Annotated in this window: 16 protein-coding genes and 1 pseudogene; 15 read left to right on the top strand and 2 right to left on the bottom strand. The window is 39.5% G+C overall.

All coding sequences use genetic code 11. From position 1 onward, the window contains the following. Positions 1-214 precede the first annotated feature (214 nt). Positions 215-550: a hypothetical protein gene (locus Q4600_RS13580; protein WP_102527532.1), complete on the top strand. Its 336-nt coding sequence runs from the start codon at positions 215-217 to the stop codon at positions 548-550. Positions 551-556: 6 nt separating this feature from the next. Here the strand turns inward: Q4600_RS13580 and Q4600_RS13575 are convergent, their stop codons facing one another. After that, positions 557-1141, bottom strand: a complete 585-nt coding sequence (locus Q4600_RS13575) for a CoA pyrophosphatase (RefSeq protein ID WP_248955276.1) — start codon at positions 1139-1141, stop codon at positions 557-559. A 389-nt stretch (positions 1142-1530) separates the two neighbouring features. Here Q4600_RS13575 and malQ point away from each other — a divergent pair, with 389 nt between their 5' ends. From malQ to Q4600_RS13515, 12 genes and pseudogenes are all read left to right on the top strand, one after another. Continuing rightward, a complete protein-coding gene (malQ, locus tag Q4600_RS13570) occupies positions 1531-3795 on the top strand; it encodes a 4-alpha-glucanotransferase (RefSeq protein WP_303516923.1) in 2265 nt (754 codons plus the stop codon). Positions 3796-3905: 110 nt separating this feature from the next. Next, positions 3906-6134 (top strand): 1,4-alpha-glucan branching protein GlgB, encoded by a 2229-nt coding sequence (gene glgB / locus Q4600_RS13565; protein WP_303516921.1) that lies wholly within the window; start codon positions 3906-3908, stop codon positions 6132-6134. Positions 6135-6136: 2 nt separating this feature from the next. Then, positions 6137-8335: a glycogen debranching protein GlgX gene (glgX, locus tag Q4600_RS13560; protein ID WP_303516919.1), complete on the top strand. Its 2199-nt coding sequence runs from the start codon at positions 6137-6139 to the stop codon at positions 8333-8335. Between the two features lie 90 nt (positions 8336-8425). Then, the gene (locus tag Q4600_RS13555; RefSeq protein ID WP_303516917.1) at positions 8426-11023 is read left to right on the top strand and encodes a glycogen/starch/alpha-glucan phosphorylase; all 2598 of its coding nucleotides are present in this window, start codon (positions 8426-8428) and stop codon (positions 11021-11023) included. A gap of 96 nt (positions 11024-11119) precedes the next feature. After that, the gene (gene glgC, locus Q4600_RS13550) at positions 11120-12382 is read left to right on the top strand and encodes a glucose-1-phosphate adenylyltransferase (protein ID WP_303516915.1); all 1263 of its coding nucleotides are present in this window, start codon (positions 11120-11122) and stop codon (positions 12380-12382) included. Between the two features lie 120 nt (positions 12383-12502). Then, positions 12503-14218 carry a glycogen synthase gene (locus Q4600_RS13545; protein WP_303516938.1) on the top strand — a complete coding sequence of 572 codons (1716 nt, stop codon included), beginning with the start codon at positions 12503-12505 and terminating at the stop codon, positions 14216-14218. A 276-nt stretch (positions 14219-14494) separates the two neighbouring features. Beyond that, positions 14495-15994: a hypothetical protein gene (locus tag Q4600_RS13540; RefSeq protein ID WP_303516913.1), complete on the top strand. Its 1500-nt coding sequence runs from the start codon at positions 14495-14497 to the stop codon at positions 15992-15994. 27 nt (positions 15995-16021) lie between these two features. After that, a pseudogene (locus Q4600_RS13535) lies at positions 16022-16144 on the top strand (IS3 family transposase); the annotation flags it as partial. Positions 16145-16429: 285 nt separating this feature from the next. After that, positions 16430-17332, top strand: coding sequence for a hypothetical protein (locus Q4600_RS13530; protein WP_303516911.1), 903 nt, complete (start codon positions 16430-16432; stop codon positions 17330-17332). A 55-nt stretch (positions 17333-17387) separates the two neighbouring features. Then, on the top strand, positions 17388-17864 hold the full coding sequence (locus tag Q4600_RS13525; RefSeq protein WP_303516909.1) for a hypothetical protein: 477 nt from the start codon (positions 17388-17390) through the stop codon (positions 17862-17864). Positions 17865-17973: 109 nt separating this feature from the next. Next, positions 17974-18771, top strand: a complete 798-nt coding sequence (locus Q4600_RS13520) for a hypothetical protein (RefSeq protein WP_303516907.1) — start codon at positions 17974-17976, stop codon at positions 18769-18771. 446 nt (positions 18772-19217) lie between these two features. Continuing rightward, positions 19218-20564, top strand: a complete 1347-nt coding sequence (locus tag Q4600_RS13515; RefSeq protein WP_303516905.1) for a hypothetical protein — start codon at positions 19218-19220, stop codon at positions 20562-20564. Between the two features lie 287 nt (positions 20565-20851). On the opposite strand, the gene pabB is transcribed toward Q4600_RS13515, so the two are convergent. Beyond that, the gene (gene pabB, locus Q4600_RS13510) at positions 20852-22345 is read right to left on the bottom strand and encodes an aminodeoxychorismate synthase component I (protein ID WP_303516903.1); all 1494 of its coding nucleotides are present in this window, start codon (positions 22343-22345) and stop codon (positions 20852-20854) included. A gap of 181 nt (positions 22346-22526) precedes the next feature. Between pabB and Q4600_RS13505 the strand changes: the two genes are divergently transcribed. Then, positions 22527-24065 carry a fumarate hydratase gene (locus Q4600_RS13505; RefSeq protein ID WP_102527517.1) on the top strand — a complete coding sequence of 513 codons (1539 nt, stop codon included), beginning with the start codon at positions 22527-22529 and terminating at the stop codon, positions 24063-24065. Between the two features lie 330 nt (positions 24066-24395). Continuing rightward, complete coding sequence (locus Q4600_RS13500; protein ID WP_303516900.1) at positions 24396-26456, top strand: S9 family peptidase; 2061 nt, start codon at positions 24396-24398, stop codon at positions 26454-26456. The last annotated feature ends 468 nt before the right edge of the window (positions 26457-26924 follow it).

The following is a 26924-nucleotide window of genomic DNA, read 5'->3' as shown; positions in this document are numbered from 1 at the left end:
CAATGATAAAAATAAGTGCTTTATATTACCTTGATATCGGCTTTTCACAAGCCGAAAAAGCCCTTATAACAAGATTATTAGCTAACTTTTAACAATATCGACTGTTTAATGGGGTAAATCATCTTTAAACGACTAAAATTGATCTTAATTTATGCTTGTAAGCGTATGAACAAAGAGTATATTTTATTATCATCTAATTGATGTAGGTGGTTAAATGTCCAAAACCAAAGTTCTGCAATTTATATTAACTGTGCTATCCATTACTGGTTGGGCATTAGCTGTTTACGCGCTTATCGTGTTTGGTGAAGCAAGACCCGACAGAGCTGTTGGCTATTATATGAGCAAAGGTGTTGAAGTACGCTTTAATTGGGATCCTGACTTAACAATCAAATTAGAGTACTTAATTTGGTGGTGTGCAGGGATAAGCTTAGTGAACCTAGCAGTTAACTATTACGCGCAAACGTCACGAAAGATAGAATACTGGGTCAATATTCCTTTGTTACTACTGGTTTCTCTTGCTGCGGGGTTTTATATTCGTTACGTAATATAAGCTAAATTATTTTAAATGCTGTAAATCAATATGACGGCACAGTAAATCAATAATTGCTGCCGTCACTCCCCAAATAAACTTTCCTTTGTACGGCATATAATGCACATCAAAATCATTGCCGTTTCGCATAAAACTAAAAGTATATCGATTACTCGCGTTAAAGAAGTATTGTAGTGGCACCCAAAAGGTTTCAGACACTTCACCTGGATCTAATATGATATCAAAAGGTTGTTTTATTATTCCGACAATCGGTGTTACTTCAAAACCGGTAAAAGTGGCGTGAGGAGGGAAGTTACCAATAACGGTAACATTATCAGCAGTTAAACCAATTTCTTCGTCAGCTTCTCTAAGCGCGGTTTCAATCATGCTGTTATCTGCATCATCTACTTTACCGCCAGGAAAGCTATATTGTCCTGGGTGCGCTCTTAAATGCAGTGCACGTCGAGTCAGTAATATTTGTAACTGTCCATCAACTTCCATTAACGGCACTAGTACAGCAGCCTTTCGTAAGCTTCTATTAATCGGTGCAGAGGTTATTTCGCTAGCTAGGCTTTGAAGAGAAAAATGTACATTGAATTGAGTGGCGTTCATTTATTCCCCCGTTGGTTGTGTAACAGTATTAATTACTTATTACTTATTACTTATTATTTATTATTTAAGCCCATCATAAGAGATTGTTGCTTTGAAAGCATCATATATAAAACATCTCTGGTAGCACCTTTCTTATATTGTTTCAGTGATTTGTGATGCACATTGCTTGTGCGTTTTTTGCACCAAAATACTATCTGCACCAATACATTCATGATTAAATTCAAACGGTCAAAATGTAAGCTTGGGTTTTTACTGGCTGTAAGTTGCTGAATACATGTAAATTAACTTGTCACCTTAATGAAATATCACTGTAGTTAAACTGTGATGTTTTACTGGCATGGTTAGTGCTGAGTTATTAACCAGTTATGTTATTCGCGAGGAAGACAAATATGGGACTGGAAAAGTTACTGTATTTGCAAGGCGTAGGGGCTGAATTTATTGATTGCTTTGGCAACAATATTCACATTTGCCCTGAAGATAGAAATGGAATTCTAAAATCAATGTGTTTGGGTTATTTAGATAAAGATCCGAATAAACAGAGTTTCAGTGATGCTTATATTGAGCAACGGATTTATGAACTTGACGTAAAGCCATGGCTAATTCCTTTGCATCATTTTCAGTGGAGCAATGTTGATGAACCGGTAGTGGAAGTATTTTTTCCTGAATCATTTATCGGGCAATTGCGGGTTGAAATCATTAGCGAACAAGGTGATGTTTATCGTTTTCAAGTGCATAGTCATCAGCTATCCATTGTTGGTGATTATCAACTTGATTCAATTAAGTACTTCAAATACCAATATCGGTTAAATCTTGAATCTAATATGCCAGTGGGTCTTGGTTATCATCAAATCAGTTTAACCACCGAATCAGATAATTACACCCAAACATATACTGGCATATTTATGCTTGCGCCGCGCAGTGCATATTGTGGCACTGTTGAGCATCAAGAGTCGGAATTAACAACGCATTTAAAAGCTCATTCAGCTTCCAAGCTAGGTTCAAGTGCTCATGTAAACACAAATGGAGTTGATGCCAGTAAACCTTGGGGAATAAGCACGCAGCTTTATAGCATTAAGAGTCACAGTCAATGGGGCATTGGTGACTTTAACGACTTGCAAAAGCTAATTGATTATTCAGCTGAACAAGGTGCTGATTTTATATTATTAAATCCGCTGCATGCTTTAGGTTTACCCGATAGTGTCAGCCCGTACAGCCCTGATGATCGCCGTCGATTGAATCCTTTATATATCCACATTGAATCAGTAGACGAATACGCAAGTATCGCGGCCATAATCCAGTCTGATGAATTTGATAATAAAAAAACGAATTTATTCAATGAAGAGCTACTCAATTACTCGGCTGTTTATCAAGTTAAGTATTCAATCTATCGATTATTGTTTGACGTATTTATCACTAAAAATAGCTCGAAACGTTCAAAGCGATTTAAACAATTCACTCAATTTAAAAAGCAACAGGGAGAAGCTTTAAGTCAATTTGTCGATCATCAATTAGCTTTATCCAATAACAGCCCAGCAGCTGAACCTCATCATATTAATGTTAGCTATGAAGCTGATTTTATTTGTTACTTACAGTTTGTGGCTGCAGAACAATTAGCTTTATGTCAGTTAAAAGCTAAATCTGTCGGCATGCAGATTGGCTTAGTCAGGGACATGGCTGTTGGGGCATCTCCAACGGGTTCTGAGGTACAGCAAAATGCTAGCTATTTTTGCCAGCAAGCGAATATCGGCGCGCCGCCAGATCCTTTCGCGCCACAAGGGCAGAATTGGGGGCTAACCCCACTTGATCCCATTAACCTTCAGCAGCAAAGTTACCAGCATTTTATTACGCTCATTCGCTGTAATATGGAGTCTTGCGGTGGGTTACGGATTGATCATGTGATGGGGTTATTACGTTTATGGTGGTGGCCTACAGATACTCATCTCGGTAATGGTGCTTATGTTTATTATCCACTAGATACGTTATTGGCGATTCTATGTCTCGAAAGTCAGCGAGCGCAATGTTTATTAATTGGTGAAGACTTAGGCATTGTTCCACCTGAGATTGTTCAAAACTTATCAAAAGCTAAAATCTTTTCTAACGAACTGTTCTACTTCACAAAAAATTACCATGGGTTTACACCGCCTGAATTTTATAAACCACATAGTTTGATGATGTTAGCAAATCATGATGTACCAACACTGTCAGCTTGGTGGAATGGCGACGACATTCAGTTAAGGCAACAACTTGGTTTAACTGACACTGAGCAGAAATATAACGCGTTGAACGACAGGCTTAATGAGAAACTGCAATTATTAGATTTGCTTAAATCAAAGCACTTTTTACCGTCACACATCACTTTAGAAGATATCAATCAACCCGCGCTTATTCATGCATGGTTATCACTTACAGCATCCGGTGAATCCATGTTGTATAGCGTTCAACTTGACGATCTTATTAATGAAGTTAAGCCGATAAATATCCCAGGAACTTGGAAAGAATATCCTAACTGGCGGCGCAGGTTGTCACAGAGTTTAGAGCAAATAATGGACTCAGAAGATGTGAAGCAAAAACTTCATATTGTTAATCGTGCTCGTCATTGCAAGGAATCTGCACTTGCAGAATCCTGTTCGCTATCGGCAGGTTCAATTGAATAACATTTTGATGTAACGACCAACAAATCCAACTTATTAAGACTGTTGCTAACCATTAAGTGCAAGTAGTAGGGCGACAGTAACAAATTAACTTTTACATGGAGCAATAAACAATGACGACTAATGCCCCTTATTTTAATCATGGATCTGATATCGCAATTTTAAGCGGTGACTATACCGATGTGTTTTCACTCTTAGGTATGCATAAGGCTGAAAATGGTAAGTCATTATTGGTGCGTTGTTTCATTAAAGGCGCGATTGCCGTTGAAGTGATGAGTTTGAAAGACGGTAAAAAAGTGGCTGAACTTGCCCAGATAGACGATCAAGGTTTATTTGCTGGCGTGATGGGACGAAGGGTAAAGCCTTTTTTGTATAGCCTAAAAGTCACTTATCCAATGAGCGTTGAAACCATTATCGATCCTTATCAATTTAGCTCGCTAATAAACCCAGATGATGTGTATTTATTTGCTGAGGGAAAGCAGCAAAAGAGTTATCAGTTTCTAGGTGCAAACTGGCGCCAAACGCAAGGCGTTGAAGGAGTACATTTTTGCGTCTGGGCGCCCAATGCTAAGCGTGTGTCTTTGGTCGGCGATGTTAATCACTGGGATGGCAGGCAGCATGTTATGCGTTTTCATCCAAGTAACGGTATATGGGAAATCTTTTTACCCCATGCCAGTGCTGGGCAATTTTATAAGTATCAAATTACCAATCAATATGGTGAACAGGTTGAAAAAGCGGATCCATATGCAGTACAAATGCAATCTGCACCAGGCAACTCTTCAGTTATTCCTGCAAAAAGTGATTATCAATGGAATGACAATCGCTGGCTTACACAGCGTGGCGATACACAATTACATCATGCACCAATGTCGACCTATGAAGTTCAACTAGCCTCGTGGAAACGTAAAGGTGAATGGGGTGATGAATATTTAAACTATCAAGACTTAATAGACCAACTCATACCTTATATTGAACAAATGGGTTTTACCCATCTTCAATTGATGCCCATTAGTGAATACCCATTTGACGGATCATGGGGGTATCAGCCCGTAGGTTTGTATGCAGCGACTTATAGATTTGGTGATCCTGTCGGTTTGAAAGCCTTTATTGACGCCTGTCATGCCCGTGATATTGGTGTTTTGCTGGATTGGGTACCTGCACACTTTCCAAAAGATCCCCATGGTTTATCAAAGTTTGATGGTAGCTGCTTGTATGAACACGAAGATCCACGTCAAGGGGAACACCCTGATTGGGACACTTTGATTTACAACTATGGTCGCGGTGAAGTACAAAGTTTTTTGCTCAGTAACGCGTGTTATTGGTTAGAAGAGTTTCATTTCGACGGACTGCGTTTAGATGCCGTGTCATCGATGCTGTATTTAGATTACAGCCGAGATTCAGGGCAATGGTTACCTAATGAATATGGTGGTCGTGAAAACATTCAAGCCATCGAATTCTTGAAATTATTGAATGAACGGATTTATGCATCATATCCAGGCGTGGCCATGATTGCTGAAGAGTCGACGGCGTGGCCTGGGGTAACTAACTCCACTGAAAATGGCGGCTTAGGCTTTGGGTTTAAATGGAACATGGGCTGGATGAATGACAGCTTAAGCTATTTAAAACGCGATCCCATTTATCGAAGTCATCACCATCATGAACTGACCTTTGCACTGGTTTATGCATACACCGAGCAATTTATATTATCCGTCAGCCATGATGAAGTGGTACATGGTAAAGGCTCGCTGCTACACAAAATCCCAGGTGATGATTGGCAAAAATTTGCCACATTACGGGCATACTTTGGCTTAATGTGGGGCCAACCAGGTAAGAAGTTAATCTTTATGGGGTCTGAGTTTGCTCAACGTGATGAGTGGAACCATAACCAAAGTTTAGATTGGCATTTACTGCAATATGCACCACATCAAGGCATGCAAGATTGGGTGAGGGATTTAAATAACCTCTATCTGCAATATCCTTGTATGTACGAATTAGATCATCAAACCACCGGCTTTCAATGGCTCGACTGTGATAACAGTCAACACAGTGTGTTTAGCTTTGTACGTTATGCAAAATCAACCGATGAACATTTAGTCTTCATCATTAATATGACCCCACAAGTGCATCATCATTTTCGTGTTGGATTACCACTTGAGCAAGATTATGTCGAAGTGCTTAACAGTGATAGTCATTGTTATGGTGGCAGTGATGTGACCAATAGTGTCATTGCTTACGATAAGGAAGCCTGGCAGGGAATGAAAGGCAGTGGTGTGATCACTGTGCCACCGTTAGCTTGTGTTGTGTTAGCCGTTAACTCAAATAATGTGCTGGATGAGGATTAGTCATGTCATATGCTAAATCTCAACAACTTTTAGAGAGTGTAGCAACTGGTAGTCCTTATCCATTGGGTTCATCTGTGGATGATAATGGGGTTAACTTTTCATTATTTTCAGCTCATGCAACCAAGGTGGTGCTTTGTATTTTCGACCAATATGGTTTGAATGAGCAACAGTTTGTCCTACCGCAAAAAACCAGACAGATTTGGCACGGTTATCTTGAAGGACTGACAGCAGGGACTTTATATGGCTATCGCGTTTACGGCCCTTACCAGCCGATGCTTGGACATCGATTTAATCACCATAAATTATTGCTCGACCCATATGCAAAACAACTGCTAGGTGAGCTTGAACCCAATGATGCAAATTACGGGTATGCACTAGACAGTAGCGAGTCCGACCTGTCTTTTTGCGATATTGATAATGCGAGTTTTATGCCTAAATGTGTGGTAATAGACGATCGTGCATTAAAGCAAAAAACGATAAAGCGTCCAAACATTCCTTTAGAGCAAACCATTATTTATGAAACACATGTGAAAGGCTTTAGTGTCTTGAACCATGAGGTTGACGATGAAATTAAGGGAACCTTCGCAGGTCTTGCATCAAAAAGCTCAATTCAATATTTATCTCAACTGGGGGTTAATTGCATTGAACTATTACCTGTACAAAGTTTTTTCAATGAACCCTTCTTGATTGAAAAAAACCTAAGTAATTACTGGGGCTATAACAGTATTGGTTTTTTTGCACCCAATCCAAGTTATCTCAGTGGTGACAGTATCACTGAGTTTCGAGACATGGTGGATGCTTTCCATGAAGCGAATATCGAAGTCATTTTGGATGTAGTTTATAACCATACGGCAGAAGGTAATCGCCTAGGCCCAACGTTAAGCTTTCGCGGAATTGATAACGCCAGTTATTACCGCTTAGTGTCAAACGATCAACGTTTATACATTAACGATACGGGTTGCGGAAATACGTTTAACTCCAATCATCCGCAAGTATTACAGCTGATCATGGACTCACTACGTTATTGGGTTGAGGTCATGGGAGTGGATGGATTTAGATTTGATTTAGCCAGTTGCTTAGGCCGTGAAACCTATGGTTTTGACCCAGGTTGTGGTTTTTTTGATGCGATATCTCAAGATCCAGTGCTATGCCAAGTGAAACTGATTGCAGAACCCTGGGATATAGGTCCTGGAGGCTACCAATTGGGTAATTATCCTATTGCTTTCAGTGAATGGAACGATAGATATCGCGATACTATGAGACGATTTTGGCGTGGTGATAATGGCATGTTGCCAGAATTTGCTAGACGCTTTCATGGTTCGGGTGACTTTTTTGAACATCATGGCCGCAGTCCCTCAGCCAGTATTAATTTTATCACCAGCCATGATGGTTTTACTTTGCATGATGTGGTGAGTTATCAGCAACGTCATAATCTAGATAATGGCGAGGATAATCGTGATGGTCATCATGAAAACCTCAGCCATAACTATGGCGTAGAAGGGCAAACGGATGACGGTGATATTCTTCAAATTCGTTCACGTCAGCAGCGAAACCTTCTCACCACATTAATGCTATCCCAAGGCGTGCCAATGTTATTAAGTGGCGATGAAATGGGGCATAGCCAACAAGGTAACAATAATGCTTACTGCCAAGATAATCGTATTTGTTGGATTGATTGGCAAAATATCGATTGGCCATTGGTCGAGTTTACCGCCGAACTAATCAAATTACGTAAACGTTTCCCTGCCTTATGTCATCGCGAATTTATACATCAGCCAGAAGATCAAAATGACAATGGATTTATCTGGTATAGCCGACACGGCGAACCCATGGCCAAGCGTCAGTGGAGCGAGTTTGAAGCGCGCACATTAGCGGTGGTATTAACGTGCGAAACCTTACCGCCTTATCAACACCCTCAAGCCTTATTACTACTGCTTAATGCCGATGAGCAATCACAACAATTTGTTTTGCCGATTATTGAAGGTTTTAGCCACTGGCAACCGTTAATCAACACGCAGCAACTTGCTAATAGTGATATTGAAAGCTTGTTGGCGAAAAACAAAGTCAAAGTCGCTGTTACAACCATAGATGATGGCGCATCAGAACAAGTTGTAGAACCGAGTTATGCATGCAGCTATCAACTGACCTTGTTAGGCAGAAGCTTAATGTTATTCCATGCATGTGAACAGCAAAACGAATAAACATCTATATAAATGAATTAATTGAAATTTTTATCGAATGATTTTCGAAATTAACATTTAAATTAAGCGGGTAATAAAGGAGTTTTATCGATGACTGTGACTAAAGGAAAAACGCCAGCAACTAATGTAGCCTCGGCGGACAATTTATCTGCTGTGAATAATGCCGAAGAAGTGAAACAAAAGCCTGTCGCTAAGACCAAAGCTAAAACGGCGAAACGCGCCGCTAAAAAGCCGGTCGCCAACAAGAACACAGCTAATGCAAAAATCACTGATTGTGACCCATGCGATACCTTAGCTGCAACATTTGAACGCCAGTTTCATGGGGCATTGTGCCGCGATGAACAAGCCGTGAACGATATTTATAGTGCGCTTGCTTCAACAGTTAAATCACAACTATTACCCCAATGGCGTGAAACTCGGTTAAAAGATAACCAGTATCAGCAAAAACAAATAGCCTACTTATCGTTAGAGTTCTTAATGGGGCGTACTTTAGGCAATGCCTTACTCAGTTTAGATTTAACCCAAGAGACTAACGATGCATTAACGGATTATTCAGCCAATTTAGAAACCCTGCAAGAAGCGGAGTTAGATGCAGGCTTAGGTAACGGAGGTTTAGGGCGTTTAGCGGCATGCTTTTTAGACAGTTGTGCCAATTTAGATTTATCAGTTGTGGGCTACGGTATTCGTTATGAATATGGCATGTTCAAACAAAAATTGGTTGATGGTTATCAGGTAGAGCAACCTGATCGCTGGTTACGTGAAGGCAACCCATGGGAAGTGAGAATGGCAAACCATGCCATTACAGTGCCTTTTTTTGGTCATACAGAATCTTATGTCGATCCTGAAGGTCACCGGCACTATGTGTGGGTTGATACCCAAGATGTTCAAGCTGTTCCACATGATATGCCAGTGCCAGGGTTTAAAAATGGCCGTATCAATACTTTGCGGTTATGGAAAGCTGAAGCCACCGATGACTTTGATTTAGCCGAGTTTAATGATGGTGATTATACCGAAGCGGTAGCCCGTAAAAACTTAGCCGAACAAATTACCATGGTGCTTTACCCCAACGATGCAAGTGAAAACGGTAAAGAGTTACGATTAAGGCAACAATACTTTTTATCATCAGCCAGTCTGCAAGATATTTTACAACGCTACATTACAGTATTCGGCCAAGACTTTAGCCGCTTTAGTGAACTAAACGTTATGCAGCTTAATGATACCCATCCTAGTATTGCAGTCCCTGAGATGATGCGCCTATTGATGGATAATTATGGCTTAGCTTGGGATCAAGCATGGGACATCACTTCAAAAAGCGTTGCTTATACCAATCACACTTTATTACCTGAAGCACTTGAACGCTGGCCAGTGCGTATGTTGAAAAACATGCTACCGCGGATTTTAGACATAATTTACGAAATCAATGCGCGCTATCTTGAAGAAGTCGCGCATCAATGGCCTGGTGATAACCATAAACTTGCCAGTATGTCGATTATTGAAGAAGGACCAGAGCCTCATGTGCGAATGGCTTATTTAGCGATTGTGGCAAGCTTTTCGGTGAATGGGGTTGCTGGTCTGCATACTGATTTACTGAAAAAAGGTTTGTTTAAAGACTTTTATCAATTGTGGCCACAAAAGTTTAATAACAAAACCAACGGCGTAACGCCAAGACGCTGGCTTGCTCACTGTAATCCTAGGCTAGCTGATTTATTAAATCGCCGTTTAGGTGAGCAATGGGTGACGGATTTAACCCAGTTGACAGCATTAAATGCGTTCACTGATGACAAAGCGTTTATGAAACAGTGGCAACAAGTGAAATTCGACAACAAGGTCGATTTAGCCAAGTTAGTCCTTGAAGAATGCAATGTGTCGTTTGACCCTGCAATGATGTTTGATGTGCAGGTAAAAAGGATACATGAGTACAAAAGACAGTTATTAAATATTCTGCATGTCATCCATTTATACCAACGTATTGTAGCGGGTGATACCGAAGGCCTACAGCCTCGTTGTGTGCTTATTGGTGGTAAAGCTGCTCCTGGTTACGCCATGGCCAAGCAAATTATCAAATTAGCCAACAATGTCGCGCATATGGTGAATTCAGATCCCGTCGTTACGCCTTATCTGCGTTTTGCTTTCTTGCCAAATTACAACGTTAGCGCTATGGAAAAAATCTGTCCTGGTACTGATTTATCTGAGCAAATATCAACAGCAGGTAAAGAAGCGTCAGGTACTGGCAACATGAAATTTATGATGAACGGTGCGATGACCATTGGCACATTAGATGGCGCCAATATCGAGATGCTTGAAGAAGTAGGGGAAGAAAACTTTTTCCTCTTTGGTCTTAATGCAGACCAGGTCAGCCAACTTAAAACAAACTATAACCCTCAACAATTTATTCAACAATCGACCGCTCTACAGCAAGTATTAACCATGCTGAAAAGTGGTCATTTCAATTTAGTGGAACCGGGCATTTTCGACAGCATTATTCATGCTATTGAAGATCCTTTTGATCAATGGATGATCGCAGCAGATTTTGAAGCTTATAAAGTCGCCCAAGACCAAGTGTCTAAAGCATATGCTGATCAACAGCATTGGACTCAAATGAGTATTCGAAATACTGCCGCAAGCGGACGTTTTTCAAGTGACAACACTATTAGTGCATATCGAGACGAAATTTGGCTAGCCAAATAATCATCAGATAGCTAAAGGGCTTGTTAGCTTGCTAGAAATGCGTTTTCTACAAGTTGCAGCCCCTAACCAAAGTCGTACAGTTAGGAGTTAATATTTATGTCGAATGTTCGTTATATTAGTAATCTTACCCGCGATACCTATGCGCTTATTTTAGCTGGTGGACGAGGTTCTCGTTTACATGAGCTAACCGATTGGCGTGCAAAACCTGCCTTATATTTTGGTGGTAAATTCCGCATTATCGATTTTCCATTATCTAATTGCATTAACTCAGGCATTCGCCGTGTTGGGGTTGTTACCCAATACAAATCTCATTCGTTAATTCGCCATGTCAGCCGTGGTTGGGGTCACTTTAAAAAAGAACTGGGCGAATCAGTAGAGATATTACCTGCATCGCAGCAAACCTCAGGAAATTGGTATGAAGGCACCGCCGATGCAGTGTTTCAAAATATCGATATCATTCGCCATGAAATACCTAAATACGTGATGATTTTATCTGGCGACCATGTCTATCGTATGGATTATGCTGGTTTACTCGCAGCCCATGCTGAATCTGGTGCTGACATGACAGTATGTTGCCTAGAAACCCCAATTCCAGAAGCGGCAGGCTCATTTGGTGTGATGGAAGTGGATGAAGATAAAAGAGTGATTGGTTTTGAAGAAAAACCAGAGCTGCCTAAATCGATTCCGGGTAACGAAGAGTTCTGTTTAGCCTCAATGGGCAACTATGTATTCAATACTAAATTCTTGTTTGACCAACTGCGAAAAGATGCTGACAACGCGAATTCTGACCGAGATTTTGGCAAAGACATTATTCCAGCCATCATTAAAGAAGCCAATGTGTTTGCATTTCCGTTTACCAGTGCAGTACCAGACGAGCCAGCGTATTGGCGTGATGTAGGCACCTTAGATTCATTCTTCCAAGCTAACATGGAATTACTCTCGCCAACCCCAGCGTTAAACCTGTATGACGCCAAGTGGCCGATTTGGACTTATCAAGAACAATTGCCACCAGCAAAGTTTGTTTTTGATGATGATGACCGTCGCGGTATGGCGGTGGATTCTATTGTCTCTGGTGGTTGTATTATTTCGGGCGCTAAAGTTAAACGCAGTGTGCTGTTTGATGAAGTCAGAGTGTGTTCATATTCATTCGTTAAAGATTCAGTGCTGTTACCTGATGTGGTGGTGCTTAAAAACTGTCGTATCCAGAATGCGATTATTGATCGCGGCTGCGTTATACCTGAGGGCATGGAAATAGGTTACAGCCGCGAGCAAGACCTAGCCCGTGGTTTTAGAGTCTCTGAAAAAGGTATCACTTTAGTCACCCGTAAAATGCTCGGGCTGCCAGTAGGTTACGAGTAAATCTGACTCAATGAGCGGTTATGTCATTAAATAGCCGCTTGTTAGCTAGATATCGCTATCGACGTAATGAATTCCAAATTAAATATTGAAAAGGTAACCAGCAACGTGAAAAAAGTGTTGATGATCGCAGCAGAAAACGACGCAATAAAAGGGGCCAAAGTAGGTGGAATGGCCGATGTTATCCGTGACTTACCACCAGCACTCGCCAAAGTTGATGTGTGTGTTGATGTGGCAATGCCTAATTATGGTTTCATTGCCAAAGACAATAACGCAGAGTTTATTGCTAAGGTCGTGGTAAAGTTTGGCGCCAATCTTGAAACAATCGATGTCTACAAAATGCCAGCGCCATTTTTAACAGCGACTGATTTGCAAGATAAAAGCACACAAGATAATAGCGCGCAAGATACAAGCTCCCAAGGCAAAAGTATTGAGTTAACTAGCTCAGTTTATTTGTTTGATCATCATTTATTTAATAGCCCAGATAACCAAGTGTATACCGAAGGTGCTCCTGACCGTCCGTTTGCAGAAGATGCCACTAAGTTTGCCTTATTTAACTTAGTGGTAGCGCAAGCTTATATCGATGCAGTCATAGCCCCAGTTGATATCTTGCATATGCATGATTGGCATGCAGGAATGTTAGTGATGCTACGTGCCTTTGCATCTGAATATGCAGCGCTTAAAGCCTTACCTTGTGTGTTTTCTATACATAATTTAGCCTTACAGGGCATTCGTCCAATTCGTGAAGATGTGTCCTCATTTACGGCATGGTTCCCTGAGTTAACGATGAAATTAACTCAAGCACAGAAAACCCAAATCAGTGATCCTCGCTATCCTCATTGTATTAACCCGATGAAAATGGGCATTGAACTCAGTGATAAGGTCCATTTAGTCTCGCCGACTTATGCCAATGAAGTATTAATGGCATCCGATCACCAAAACGGTTTTTTTGGTGGCGAAGATTTAGAAGGCTCATTGCTGGATAAGCATCATCGAGGTGACGTTGTCGGCATACTTAATGGCTGTATTTATGAAACTCAGGCGACTCATGATCAATTGACTCAAGTAAACAAAGTGTCGAAAGTCGCTAAATCTGTAAAGCCTGTTTCCAGCAAACAAATTGCACAAGTATTTGAACATTCTCAGCAAGCCGTTATTAAGTGGATTGGTAAATCTGAGTATGTAAAAGCAGTCGATCAAATTGCTTTAACACGCTTACAAATGCTGATGGCAAAACAATCAAAGCCTAGTGTAGCCTGTGATTTTTTAATGACATCAGTAGGGCGTTTAACCGATCAAAAAGTGTTATTGCTAAGGCAAGCCAACGATAATTCAGGTTCTATTTTACAATCTGTTTTACAGCGACTAAAACAAGCTAAACCAAAAGCAATATTTATCCTTTTAGGCAGTGGCGATAAACAAATTGCCGCAGAGTTTCAAAAAGTCGCTGCAAACAACGATAACTTTGTGTTTCTTAACGGTTACGATGACAGTTTATCAACCAGCCTATATCAATACGGTGAGCTGTTTATGATGCCAAGCAGTTTTGAGCCTTGTGGAATAAGCCAATTATTAGCCATGAAACACGGCCAAGTGTGTATTGCCCATGGCGTCGGTGGTCTAAGAGACACGATTGCAGATAAACATAATGGCTGGTTATTTGAAGGCAATAATTTACAACATCAAGCCCAGCAGTTGTTATTAGTACTCGAGCAAGCGTTAACCATGCACAATGACAACCCTGATGAGTTTTCGGCCATGAGACAATCTGCCAGTGAAGTTCGATTTACTTGGCACAAAGTCGCGCAAGAGTATTTAGAAAAGCTTTACTCTAGTTAAGGTTAATTATCTAAAGGCTTGATAAACAAAGCTCGCACATATAACAATCTGCGAGCTTTGTATCTTGAGCACATGGCTGTTAGTCATTGATATTAATCCTAGTCAATCTATCTTCTTGATCAAACTTAATCAGTAAAGACTTAAAACCTACCTAAAAGAGCTATCGAATCTTTAATGTAAATCCATTAAGCTATTGAAAATTGGTTTTAATTCAGTGTTAACTTCTAGGAAGATGCTAATCCGAAATCAAGTGGTTTTTAGATTATGGTGGGTTGAATGGCAAAGTTTAGTTTTCATAAAGAAGTGTGGTTAGTAAAAGATCCACAATGGCTGTCCGATAGGGCGCTTGCTTGGGAGCCCATAGAATTTCAGTTGCTATGTGAAGGTGTTAACAAAAATAGAATATCCGCAATGAAACGCTATTTCATTAAAGGAGAATGGACTGAAGGTTCTGAATATGCCCCTTCACTTGATACTAGAATGAGGTGGTGCCCTACAATTTCAACATCTTATTTTGATGAAATGGCCAGTGAAGCCACGACACAATATGCTACACAGTACCTTAGGGAAACATTAGTTAAATCAGTAATGAAAGTAGTGCCTGAAGAGTTTATGCCTTTTGATGATTGGCATCGTCGTTTAACTCTGTTCCAGTGGGTGATCAATGATGAAGTTGAATATACTGATAAGCTAATAGAATACAATTCCTTTCAGGTTAGAGCATTTCCTCTTGAAACAAGTAAAGCTAATGGAAATTACTTTTCGAAGCATTATCTTCACTGGGTTAGTGATTGGTTATATATGATTGATAGTAACCAATATCAAGGGTTTACCATTTTATTGCCTTTTTGGTTCACCTCTCTTCGCCATATGGACGAGTCGATATTTGAATGGGATCAAAACGTCAAGACAATAAATCAGCTGTTTCTTTATATAAGGCACTTTATACCGGAACACGCATGCCACGCAGCATCCCAAGCAAAAAAAGAGTTTGTCACTGAGTTTTTAAAGTGTGTTGAAAAGTATGGCTTCACTTTGGAAAGAATGGCTGAGTTATGGGGGGCAACGGCTGAAAATAAGGAAGATGAGTCAGTTGGTCGTGAGGTTCGTAGTTTACCGCTAACTTCAGATAATTTAGAAACTCGACTAGAAGATGCTTTTTATAATACTTATATTTGTGATTATAAGAGTAAATCAGACCCTGTTTTTATAATTCATCAGGCTATGAAGTCTTCTGGATTATGTGAACAGAATTACAATGAAATCGATATTAAGCTGGTTGATATTTCTGATGTGCTAACATCTGAGTTTAAAAGCGAACTATGCCGAGAAACTGTACATGCTTATCATGCTTGTTTCCAATTATCACCATTTTATATTGGTTCAGATAAATTAACTGTATACCAAAATGTTTTTTTATTACTTGATAACAATAATAACCAAAAGGTTATTATGACTGAAAGCTCAGCATTGAGGAATGTTGTATGTAACTCCAGAATATTCAGTGGTCGAAGGTTATTACTTATGGATACTTTAAGGGAGGAGCATGGTTTAGGTTTTAAACGTTACTTAAATTATACCCATGATGATAATGATCCTAATAGTATGCCTCCAGAGCCAGAAGAATATCTAACTTATCTCAAATTGCTGGATATTCCTTTTGAGGATAAAGATTATAGTATCTTTATCTATGGTGCGTATGGGTTACAGTACGGTGTAGATGACCAGTTCAAATTAGTTGATGGCCTTAGCTACTCTGATTTTATCTCTGAGTAATATCACTGAGTAATATCACTGAGTAATATCACGGCCATATATGGATATTATTGCCAGCTTCGTACATATCAATTTAACGGCGGACTGACAACCAATGAATCAGAACGATTGTTCTGGTCAAACTCTAAGAACGTGGCCAATATGAGTTGACCACAACACATCATCAAGCAGATCTTGCTGCCATTTTTGCCATAAATCGATTTTTGTTTAATGTAAATTAGAATGAGTGACTTAGGATAATAATTTACGACATTTCAAATATTAAAGCGGTTGTCAATATTAATGAAAACAATTGCTGGGTTGTATTTTTAAAATAGGTGTCATGATAAATTTGTATGTTATCAGCAAGCTTATTTTTATTGGATATTAAATAGGCTAGATTAATTAACATCTTTAGCGCGCGATAAAACCTGTCAACAAGGAGTGACCAACAGCATGTTAATAGAAAAACTCGTAGATTTAATAAATAAAACACCATGGCAGCTTGATAATCCAATCTGGATTAAACAGCGTAAAAAAGACTGGGCTGAACTGAGCAAAACATTACGTGACATGGAGTCTTTTTTGCCAAAAGATGTCCGTTACTATAAAAGTTATTATTTAACAGGTGAATTACCTGAGATAAAAGATGAGCTAAAAGACCTGCCTGAACATGCAAATTGTACTATTTTGTTACTCTTGCATCCTTTGCAAACAGAGGAAAATATAACCGAGCTATATTTAACATTTTGTCAATTGAGAGAAGATGCAAATAACAATAAACAAGCAAACTATAGTAACTACCGTTATCGTGATAAAGATTTCTTTTTTCATAGGGTATTAGCCAAGCAAAACTTTTACTTTAAAGGGAATTCACAAGGAGTGGTTCATGGTCTAGAAGAGGTCTATTGCCGCTTGTTATATGGCACTACAGAACAACAATGGCAGGAGTTAACAAGAGGAAATAAATGCTCGTTTGGTGCCTTTTGTAGTAGTGGCACCCTATTGTTGCTCAATCCAGATACTTATATTAACGATCATTATCAATACTTAGGCGATTTTTCTTTTTATATGGCACCGTTGCAAGATTATACTTTTGGCCGTACACCTGTAGAAGTTAACCAATTTTTACAGCTCATCCAATATTATGAATTACTGGACCCCTTTAAAGGCATTGATGAAGAACGTTATCAAAGGGCTTGGAAATTAGTAAATTTAACCCGCGAGAAACTCAATACCACTGAATTACCTGAGCTTCTGCAGCAAATGTGGGATTTTGCCCAAACGCCAGAGGGTAAAGAGGCAACGTATTCTTCTTTCCCTAAAAAATACCCAATATTAACTGTGTTGACGGAATAGCAAAAACCAGAATAAATAGTCTCGGATTTAGATAAACATTTATAAGGACATACCGATGGAAATGTACGCACAGTTAATCGTTAAAACTGAAACGAGTGTTTGGCAACAGATTAAAGAGATTGTTGAAGATACAGCAGAGCTTGAGACTAGTTCATTAAAATCAGGTTTTGGTCAGCTTTATATTATGGGCTCATCTGATTTACCTGATGATATTGATGAGATGCTGCAAGCTATCAGTAAGGTTACCCAAAACCCAGTTTTAGTTTGGTTAGACGGTGACGAAGAGCCCGAACCTGAGTTGATATCCCTAGTGGCAGGTAACATCAACCGCAACACCCTAAGCTCATCTTATTTTGAGTACTTAGAAGAAGCGGATGAAGATGAATTAGATAGTCATGACCGTAGCGCACTAAGGCTTGGTGCCCGCGGGTATTTTGAAAAACATTATCAAGACTGGATTGCACCATATACAGGTCAATTTAATGATGCTGATTTTAAAGAGAAATTAGAAGATGTCGTTGATATGTGTTAATTATTTTCTAAATGGTTGACAGGTATATATAAAATTGTCTAAAAGCGTATCTGCTTGATGGGATAGATGACGAGAAATAAACGAGTTAATTACTGCAAGTGGAGTTTTAATGAGTGATTGGAAGTGTGACGACAAAGAGTGGATGAAGCAGCGTAAAAAAGAGTGGCTGCAGTATCGGACTAATATTTCTGAGGCTTTGGTTGAGGTTACAGACTTATCTAAAGAAGAATTAATCAGTTTAAAAAGCTACTTTTTCACCGGCGATACCAATGCGCTTGAAACACTTTATAAGATAAGGAGTGGTTTACTTCTTCAACTCTGGCTGCATCCAAGTGAAAACATTGACACATTAAAGCAAGTGTTTAATCGCTATTGTGAAGAAAAAAAAGACTATTCAGATATACCTGCCTATAGGATGAATGATAGAAACACTTTTTATTCTTCTGCGCAGCATAGGCACAAGATACCTTATAAAGGGGCTAGCCTATTAAATGGACGAGAATGGGTAATCGATCAAGTTTTTATGCCTCAGACCTTAGAAGAGTGTATTGAGCTTGAAGGTGAAAGCGAACGAGAGCGCCTTGTTAGAAAGTTTTGTATGGATCCTTGCTATGATTGGGGGGACTTTCTAACTAGAAAAGAACGTTTTGATACTGATATCTGTGTGAATAAGATAGATATATGGAAATCTGCAGTTAAGTTAAGTTTTGAGCAGTATAAAAAGGAAAAGGGGTTCGTGTGGTTTATTGAAGATCTTGATACTTTTTTAGCTTCAACAGGTGAAAAACATCCCAAACAGATTAAGTTAGCGCAAGATATTATTGATGCCATCAATGACCCTGAAATGCCTCAAGCGTTAAGGGATAGAGTTGAAGAAATTAGAACCAGTCAATATGCAACCGAGTAACATAACGAAAATAAATAATATGCAGGTTATGACAACATTGGCGAAGATTAAATAACATGGCCCCCGCGCTAATGTCTTTCAGGCAGTTACGCTTTTATTAGATGAGCCAATAAACTTGATAAACATCATCAAGCAAATTCTGCTGCCATTTTTTCGATAAATCGATTTTGTTTAATGTTAATTAGAATGAGTGAATTAGGCCAGAATTCAGATGATAACTTACGATATTTCAAATATTAAAGCGGCAATAGATATTACTGAAAACAATTGCTGGGTTGTATTTTTAAAATAGATGTCATGTTTAAATTAACCTTTTTCTAAAAGGGATTTAATGGCATTTTTAATTAATATTACTCCTTAATCAAATAGATTAATGAAAGACTTATTTAGATAATAACTTGCTGGAAGGTATGTAAGACTTAATTAACGCGGTGGAGTAGTAGAACATGTATTGGAAAGTGGAAGATAAAAAATGGATGAAGGCTCGTAAGGTATTATGGGCTGAGTTAAAAAAATGCCTATTAGAGCACCAATACTCTAAAAAAGAAGTTAAATATATGGAGCCCTATTTTCTAAAGGGAATACGTAAACAAGAAGATATTGCATGGGCAGAACCTGTACCGCTTATCTACTGTTTAGCGTGGCACCCATCAGATGATATTAACGTTTGGTTTGCAGAGTTTCAGCGCATCAAGTCTGAAGCCCGCTGTGAAGAATCAATGCTGGGCAGTATCAGCACTAGCTATATTTTAATAAAAGATAACAGTTACTTATATTCTCCATTAAATGCGACTGAAAATGTAAAGTCACTTTTTTTACAGCGTGAGCAACTACTTTATCAGTTTTTATTCTTAAATCAGCAGTTTCTCGATGACGCTTATGTTAAGCAGGCAGAACAATGGCGACTTGAAGCGCTTCGGCCGTTAAATAGTGGAGCATTATTTTCTATTGATAAGTTGGGGGGGATTATTAAAGATAATAAAGAGGGTGAACCATTCGCTCCATATTTTAATGCTTTCTCTATTCAGCATCTTTGTCATTTAAGTCAATATCTCTCCACTGAAATGTATAAAAGACAAATGCGAAGGGATGATTCTGAAGAAAAACTCGGGCGGATGCTGGCAACTAGCCTGCAGTTTTACCAGCAACGGCAGCAATATTCTGCGGCGTTTCAAACAATCGCAGAGCTTTGGTTTAAGCAACTTGATTCAGACGAGATTGCCCCAGAATGGAAAACTATTTGGGCGAATGCCAAGGCAGGTAAGTATCTAACACGTGATGAATACTTTTCAAAAGATGAAGCTGATGAAGTGGATATTGAGAACAATAAGATTAATGTAGAAGATGAACTTAAGCAGTTACTCCTTGATGGGACAGATAAAAGTGAAATCATAGACTGTTTAGCGGAGTATTTTGAAGCCGAAACGATTGCGTTATTTGATATTGAGGATTTAGATAATATTCGCCCACCTTACTCAGGTTTTATTGACCCCTTAGAGCAGTTAGTTAAGTTACGTGGCGAGCTTGATAGCGTTAGCTACCAAGATGAAGTTAAAGATGATGTATTAACGATTAGTTTAAATGAAAAAGTAATAGGTGAGATTAATCTGGATGAGGTTTTTAGCAATGAAACTGCAGATTACTTTCAGCAGATTATAGATTTGGCTATGGAGTGGTTTCCGAATCAAGCATTGCTATCGGTTGAAGAGGGGTCAACTTCCTTGTTTATCTTACCGAGTAATATATTTAAGCTGCTAGAAGAAAGTGGAATTGAGTCAGATTTACTCAACTAATCATAAAGTAACCCATAGAAACTTATAAAAATATTCTAATAAATAATGGCAAGCTAACTGTTCTTTCTCTTTAAATGTTCTTGTTGAAAACTACGCAGTTAGAGAGCCTTTAATTAGATTAGAAGAATCGTTTTATTGCCTATCTTGTAACTGTGTAAAATAAGGCTTAATTATCTTTGATATTTTCACGGCTTTCTATTTTATGTTAAATCAAGGTCCGCAAATTAATGTTTGGCTGGCCTTGTATTAATATGAGTTGATTGAGAATAATCGATGATTTTAAGATGTTATTGATTAACTTGCTCAAGCACTGGCAAAATTTTACTGACCTTATCAAAGGTTTCTTGATACTCAGCATCCACATCGGAATCTGCAACAATGCCGCCGCCAGCCCAGCAATAGATTGAATTGTTTTCCGTGACTAATGTGCGGATGGTGATGCTCGTGTCCATATGGCCATCTTGGCTAATATAACCAATACTTCCGCAATAGATATTTCGTCTTGATGGCTCTAACTCTTCGATAATTTCCATCGCGCGGATTTTAGGTGCGCCAGTAATTGAACCACCAGGGAAGGCCGCTTTTAATAAATCGACAGCATCATACTGAGGGGCAAGGGTGGCTTCCACAGTACTGACTAAATGATGCACTGCAGGGAAACTTTCAATATCAAATAGCTTTGGCACATTCACAGAACCCGCAGTAGCGACTTTGCTGATGTCATTACGCAGTAAATCCACAATCATCACGTTTTCGGCGCGATCTTTCTCTGATGCTTTAAGCTTAACGGCATTGGCATTATCTTCTTGCGGCGTTTTACCGCGCGGTAACGTGCCTTTGATAGGTTTTGTAGAGACTTTATCGTCAGTCAGCTGGATAAACCGCTCAGGGGATATTGATAAAATACAATGATCTTTTAAACGTATAAAACCTGAAAAAGGGGCTTTGTTGGCATCTGATAAAGCGCAATAAGCTTGCCACTCACAGCCTTCATAGCTGGCATTAAATCGCTGAGTTAAGTTGATTTGATAGCAATCACCTTGATGTAAATAGGTTTGAACTTGCTCAAATCTTTGCTGATATTGCGCTTTTGTGGTTTGGTTTTGCCAAGTCGAGGTGAGTTTAAATACATTGTTTGGATGAGATTGCTTACTGGTATTTTGTGCTTCGTCTAGTTTAGCTACATTTAGTTTAGCTTCATTGAGTTTAACTTTATTTAGTTTCGATTCAAATTTTTTCACCTCAAGCTTTAGAGCCTGCTCGCCAAGATAATGCGTGGCATACCAGCATTTTTCTTGATGACTAAATAATAAAGAAAAGTCATAAAAACCGACATTAACATCAGGTAGTTGAATATCTTTCATGGCTTGTTGGGGCAAGTTTTCAATGACTCGGCCTAAATCATAGTTAAAACTACCCACTGAGCCGCCACTAAATGGCAACTTACAATCAAAGCGGCTTGGATAAAGTTTGCTTTGCATTGCTTGCAGTGTTTCAAAAACATTAGCAGTGGCAGTTGGAGTAATAGTAGCTGAGGAGTTGATATCAGATTGAGTTTGTCTTGTGGGTACTATTGAACAGTCGATGCTTGACCCATCACTGACAAGAGTGGCAATTGGGCTAAACACTATGATGTCAAAATTGGCATCTTGATGTAGGGTTTGAGTTGAATCCAATAACATTGCCCAGGGTTGATCGCTCACCACGCTGAAAACTGTGTGGGTGTCTAATGCCCAATTTAGCTTTGTTATAGCAAGAGAGTCTTGGCTCAACTGTCCCATTAATACACCTATTTAAAATGTCATGTAGCCCAAAAAGGCTGGAAAGAGTATCATATTGTCCCTGAAAGGATTAATAGCTAATTGAATGCTTTTTTAACTCTATGGTTAAATTCAATTTTAACACCGCATTCATATAAAAATAAAACAAGTTATGCCTCAATGGCTGCTGGAGCGCCCCTATATGTCTACAAATTCTTCTGCTAGTGTTGTGATTAAGCAAGCTGATTTCATCGAAAGCATTGCTGATTCTCTGCAGTATATCTCGTATTATCACCCAAAAGATTTCGTTGACGCGATGGCGAAAGCCTACGATCGCGAAGAAAGTGCAGCTGCAAAAGATGCAATCGCACAAATCTTGATTAATTCTCGTATGTCAGCTGAAGGCAAACGTCCTTTATGCCAAGACACGGGTATTGTGACCACTTTCGTTAAAATTGGTATGGCAGTTCAGTGGGATAAAACCGACATGACTGTACAAGAAATGGTTGATCAAGGCGTACGCCAAGCTTACCTGAATCCAGACAACCCATTACGTGCATCTATTGTCGCCGACCCTGCAGGCACACGTAAAAACACTCGTGATAACACGCCTTCTGTAGTACATATTGATATGGTGCCTGGCGATCACATTGAAGTGATGATTGCTGCTAAAGGCGGCGGATCAGAAAACAAATCTAAAATGGTCATGTTAAATCCGTCAGATGACATTGCAGCTTGGGTTGAAAAAACCTTACCGACAATGGGTGCGGGTTGGTGTCCACCAGGAATGCTAGGTATAGGCATTGGCGGCACTGCTGAAAAAGCCGCTGTGTTAGCAAAAGAGTCGTTAATGGATCCTGTTGATATCCATGAGCTAATGGAACGCGGCGCAGAAACTACCGAAGAAAAGCTACGTTTAGATATTTTTGAACGTGCTAACAGCACAGGTATTGGTGCACAAGGTTTAGGCGGATTAACAACAGTTTTAGATATTAAAGTTAAGTCTGTACCGACTCATGCGGCATCTAAACCTGTTGTAATGATCCCTAACTGCGCAGCGACTCGTCACGTTCACTTCCATTTAGATGGCACAGGCCCTGCAGATTTAAGCCCACCATCATTAGCTGATTGGCCAGAAATCACTCGTGAAGCGGGTGAGAACACTCACAGAGTCGATTTAGATAACGTTACCCAAGCTGAAATTGAAACCTGGAAGAGTGGTGATACCTTATTGCTAAACGGCAAAATGCTAACAGGTCGCGACGCAGCGCATAAACGTATTCAAACTCTCATCGAATCTGGCGAAGGTTTACCTGAAGGTGTCGACTTTACCGGTAAGTTTATTTACTACGTTGGCCCAGTCGATCCAGTAGGTAATGAAGTGGTTGGTCCAGCAGGCCCTACAACAGCAACCCGTATGGACAAGTTCACTGATCTTATGCTCGAAAAAACAGGGTTAATGGGCATGATTGGTAAATCAGAGCGTGGACCACAGACTGTCGAGTCAATTAAGAAACACAAAGCGGTTTACTTAATGGCTGTGGGCGGCGCAGCTTACCTTGTATCAAAAGCAATCAAAAAGTCGCGCGTTGTCGCATTTGAAGATTTAGGTATGGAAGCGATTTACGAATTTGATGTGCAAGATATGCCAGTTACTGTAGCAGTTGATACACAAGGTATTAATGCTCATGAAACGGGTCCTGCAATTTGGAAAGTGAATATTGCTAACGCTAAAAGCTAGTGTTGATATTTGACTAGCTTAATTAAGTGCTTATATGGAAACATATATAAATGCTGTCATACGTGCTTATATAGCTGCTTAAACACTCAAATTGTTTAAAAAATCACGCTCAGAAATAGATAGATTCATTTTTTTGAACCCCTCTATTGCCTGAGCGTTTTTGTTTGGGTAATGTGCTTAGCAGTATTTTTTAAACAGAGTCATTTCAGTTCACTAACTGACTGCTAACTTCACCTCATAAAACTGTGATGATGCTAGCCATAATTGATTTATTTAGAAATTGAATGTGATTGATATCAACAACAAAAAATAACAAGAGAACTTCATCAAATGAAAAAGTCGTCGCTACTACTTGCGCTTGGCGCAGCAGGACTTGCACTTTCTGTCCAAGCTGCAGAGCCAACTAAAACTCCTTTTAATGTGCAGCAGCTCGTTAAACTTAACAAATTACATTCTGCGGCAGTGTCAAATGATGGCACTCAATTGGTTTATGCAGTTAAACACATTGATGCACAAGGCGAGAGTAGTTCTGATCTTTATCTTCTCGACTTAAGCAACAAAAATGCTAAACCAGTGCAAATTACTTCCCATAAAGGGACTGAGCATGACGTTAACTTCAGTGTTGACGATAAATCAATTTACTTCCTTGCTGCGCGCGATGGTTCAAGCCAGCTTTATAACCTGTCTTTATCTGGCGGTGAAGCACTACAAGTCACTGATTTACCGTTAGACGTTAATGGTTACAAGCTTTCAAATGACGGCAAACAAGTTGTCATGAATATGCGCGTCTTTCCAGAGTGCAAGGACTTAGCTTGTACTGTTGACCGTATTGCAGAAGAAGAAAACAAAAAGACTACAGGCCGTGAATACAAGCAGTTGATGGTTCGCCATTGGGACACATGGGAAGATCATGCCCGTAATCATTTATTCGTTGGCCAGTTAAATGGTAAGCCAGTAAAAGATGTGGTTGATGTTACTTTAGGTCTAGATACTGAAACCCCGCCAAAACCTTTCTCAGGCATGGAAGAGGTCACATTTACTGCAGATGGTAAGCATATTGTTTATAGCGCAAAAGCACCAAGTAAAGACCAAGCTTGGACAACAAATTACGATTTATGGAAAGTGCCAGTAACAGGCGGCGAAGCTGAAAACCTAACTGAGAAAAACTTAGCATGGGATGCACAGCCAACGTATTCAAAAGATGGTCGCCAATTAGCGTATTTAGCCATGAGCAAACCTGGTTTTGAAGCCGATCGTTACCGCATCATGTTACGTGACACTGTGACAGGCGCTGAAAAAGAAGTCGCACCGCTGTGGGATCGCAGCCCACACTCACTGACATTTAGTGATGATGGCCGAACCTTGTATGTCACTGCGCAAGATGTGGGTCAAGTTAGCATCTTTGAAGTTAACACCCAGTTTGGTGATGTACGTCCACTATACAATGACGGCAGTAACAGCCTTGTAGCCGTTACTGATTCAGGCATCATCTTTAGTAATAAATCATTGGTAGAGCCAGGTGACTTATACAAAATCAGCCTGGAAGGTGAAAACCTGACTCGCTTAACTAATGTTAACGAAGAAAAGCTTGCTGAGATTCAATTTGGCGAATTCCAACAGTTTAACTTTAAAGGCTGGAACAACGAGACAGTACATGGTTACTGGATCAAACCTGCTAACTATGAGTCTGGTAAAAAGTATCCTGTTGCCTATTTAGTTCACGGCGGCCCACAAGGATCGTTTGGCAATTCATTTAGTGGTCGCTGGAATGCGCAGCTTTGGGCTGGTGCAGGTTATGGCGTAGTAATGGTCGACTTCCATGGATCTACTGGTTATGGCCAAGCATTTACTGATTCAATCTCAAAAGATTGGGGCGGTAAGCCTTTAGAAGATTTACAAAAAGGCTTAGCAGCTGTTGGTCAACAACAGAAATGGCTAGATACTGATAACGCTTGTGCATTAGGTGGTTCGTACGGCGGTTACATGATGAACTGGTTCCAAGGTAATTGGAGTGACGGCTTCCAGTGTTTAGTTAACCATGCTGGTTTATTTGATATGCGTTCTATGTATCACGTAACTGAAGAATTATGGTTCCCAGAGTATGAGTTCGGTGGTACTTACACTGAAAACAAAGAACTGTATGAGAAGTTTAACCCAGTAAACTATGTTGAAAACTGGAAAACGCCAATGCTAGTGATCCACGGTGAAAAAGATTACCGTGTGCCTTATGGACAAGGCTTAGCTGCGTTTACTTACATGCAGCGTAACGATATCCCATCAGAACTATTAATGTTCCCAGATGAGAACCATTGGATTCTGAACCAAGATAACTTGCAACAATGGTACAAAAACGTACTTGGTTGGATGGATCGTTGGACTGAGAAAAAATAGTTATACCAACACGTCTGATTAAACAAAAAGAGATGCTAATAAGCATCTCTTTTTTTTTTCTGATTTTATGAAGTGGATCTTACAGCTTAATCATAGAGTCGTTAAATAGCGTTTGAGTTTTAGCTATTATCGTCAGCTATTTTAAGCTCGGTAGGCGGGCATTTATGTCCGGTTTTTGTTATCCATAGAAAATAAGCTAACCTTCTTCTAGAGCCAGTAATTTTGCGTTGACCGTTTTTTTGGCTGATTCTATTTCGTTTACCCATGGGAAACCTCAATGTACTGTATTGAAAAAAGTGAAAACAAAAGCTAAACAGTAATTTATATTCAGAAAAAGAAATATTATAACAAATGTTGCACTCTGCAGGCTGAAAAATATTAATTTTCGCCTTTAATTGAAATTAAATTTCACTATGAAGGCTACGTTGTTTATTTGGTACAAGAGTGGAAAATGAAGGATGAAGGCAG

The sequence above is a fragment of the Shewanella sp. 2_MG-2023 genome (assembly GCF_030548905.1).
Taxonomy (GTDB): domain Bacteria; phylum Pseudomonadota; class Gammaproteobacteria; order Enterobacterales; family Shewanellaceae; genus Shewanella; species Shewanella electrodiphila.
The sequence above is the reverse complement of the archived record's forward strand: the minus strand, read 5'-3'. Positions and strand labels throughout refer to the sequence as shown.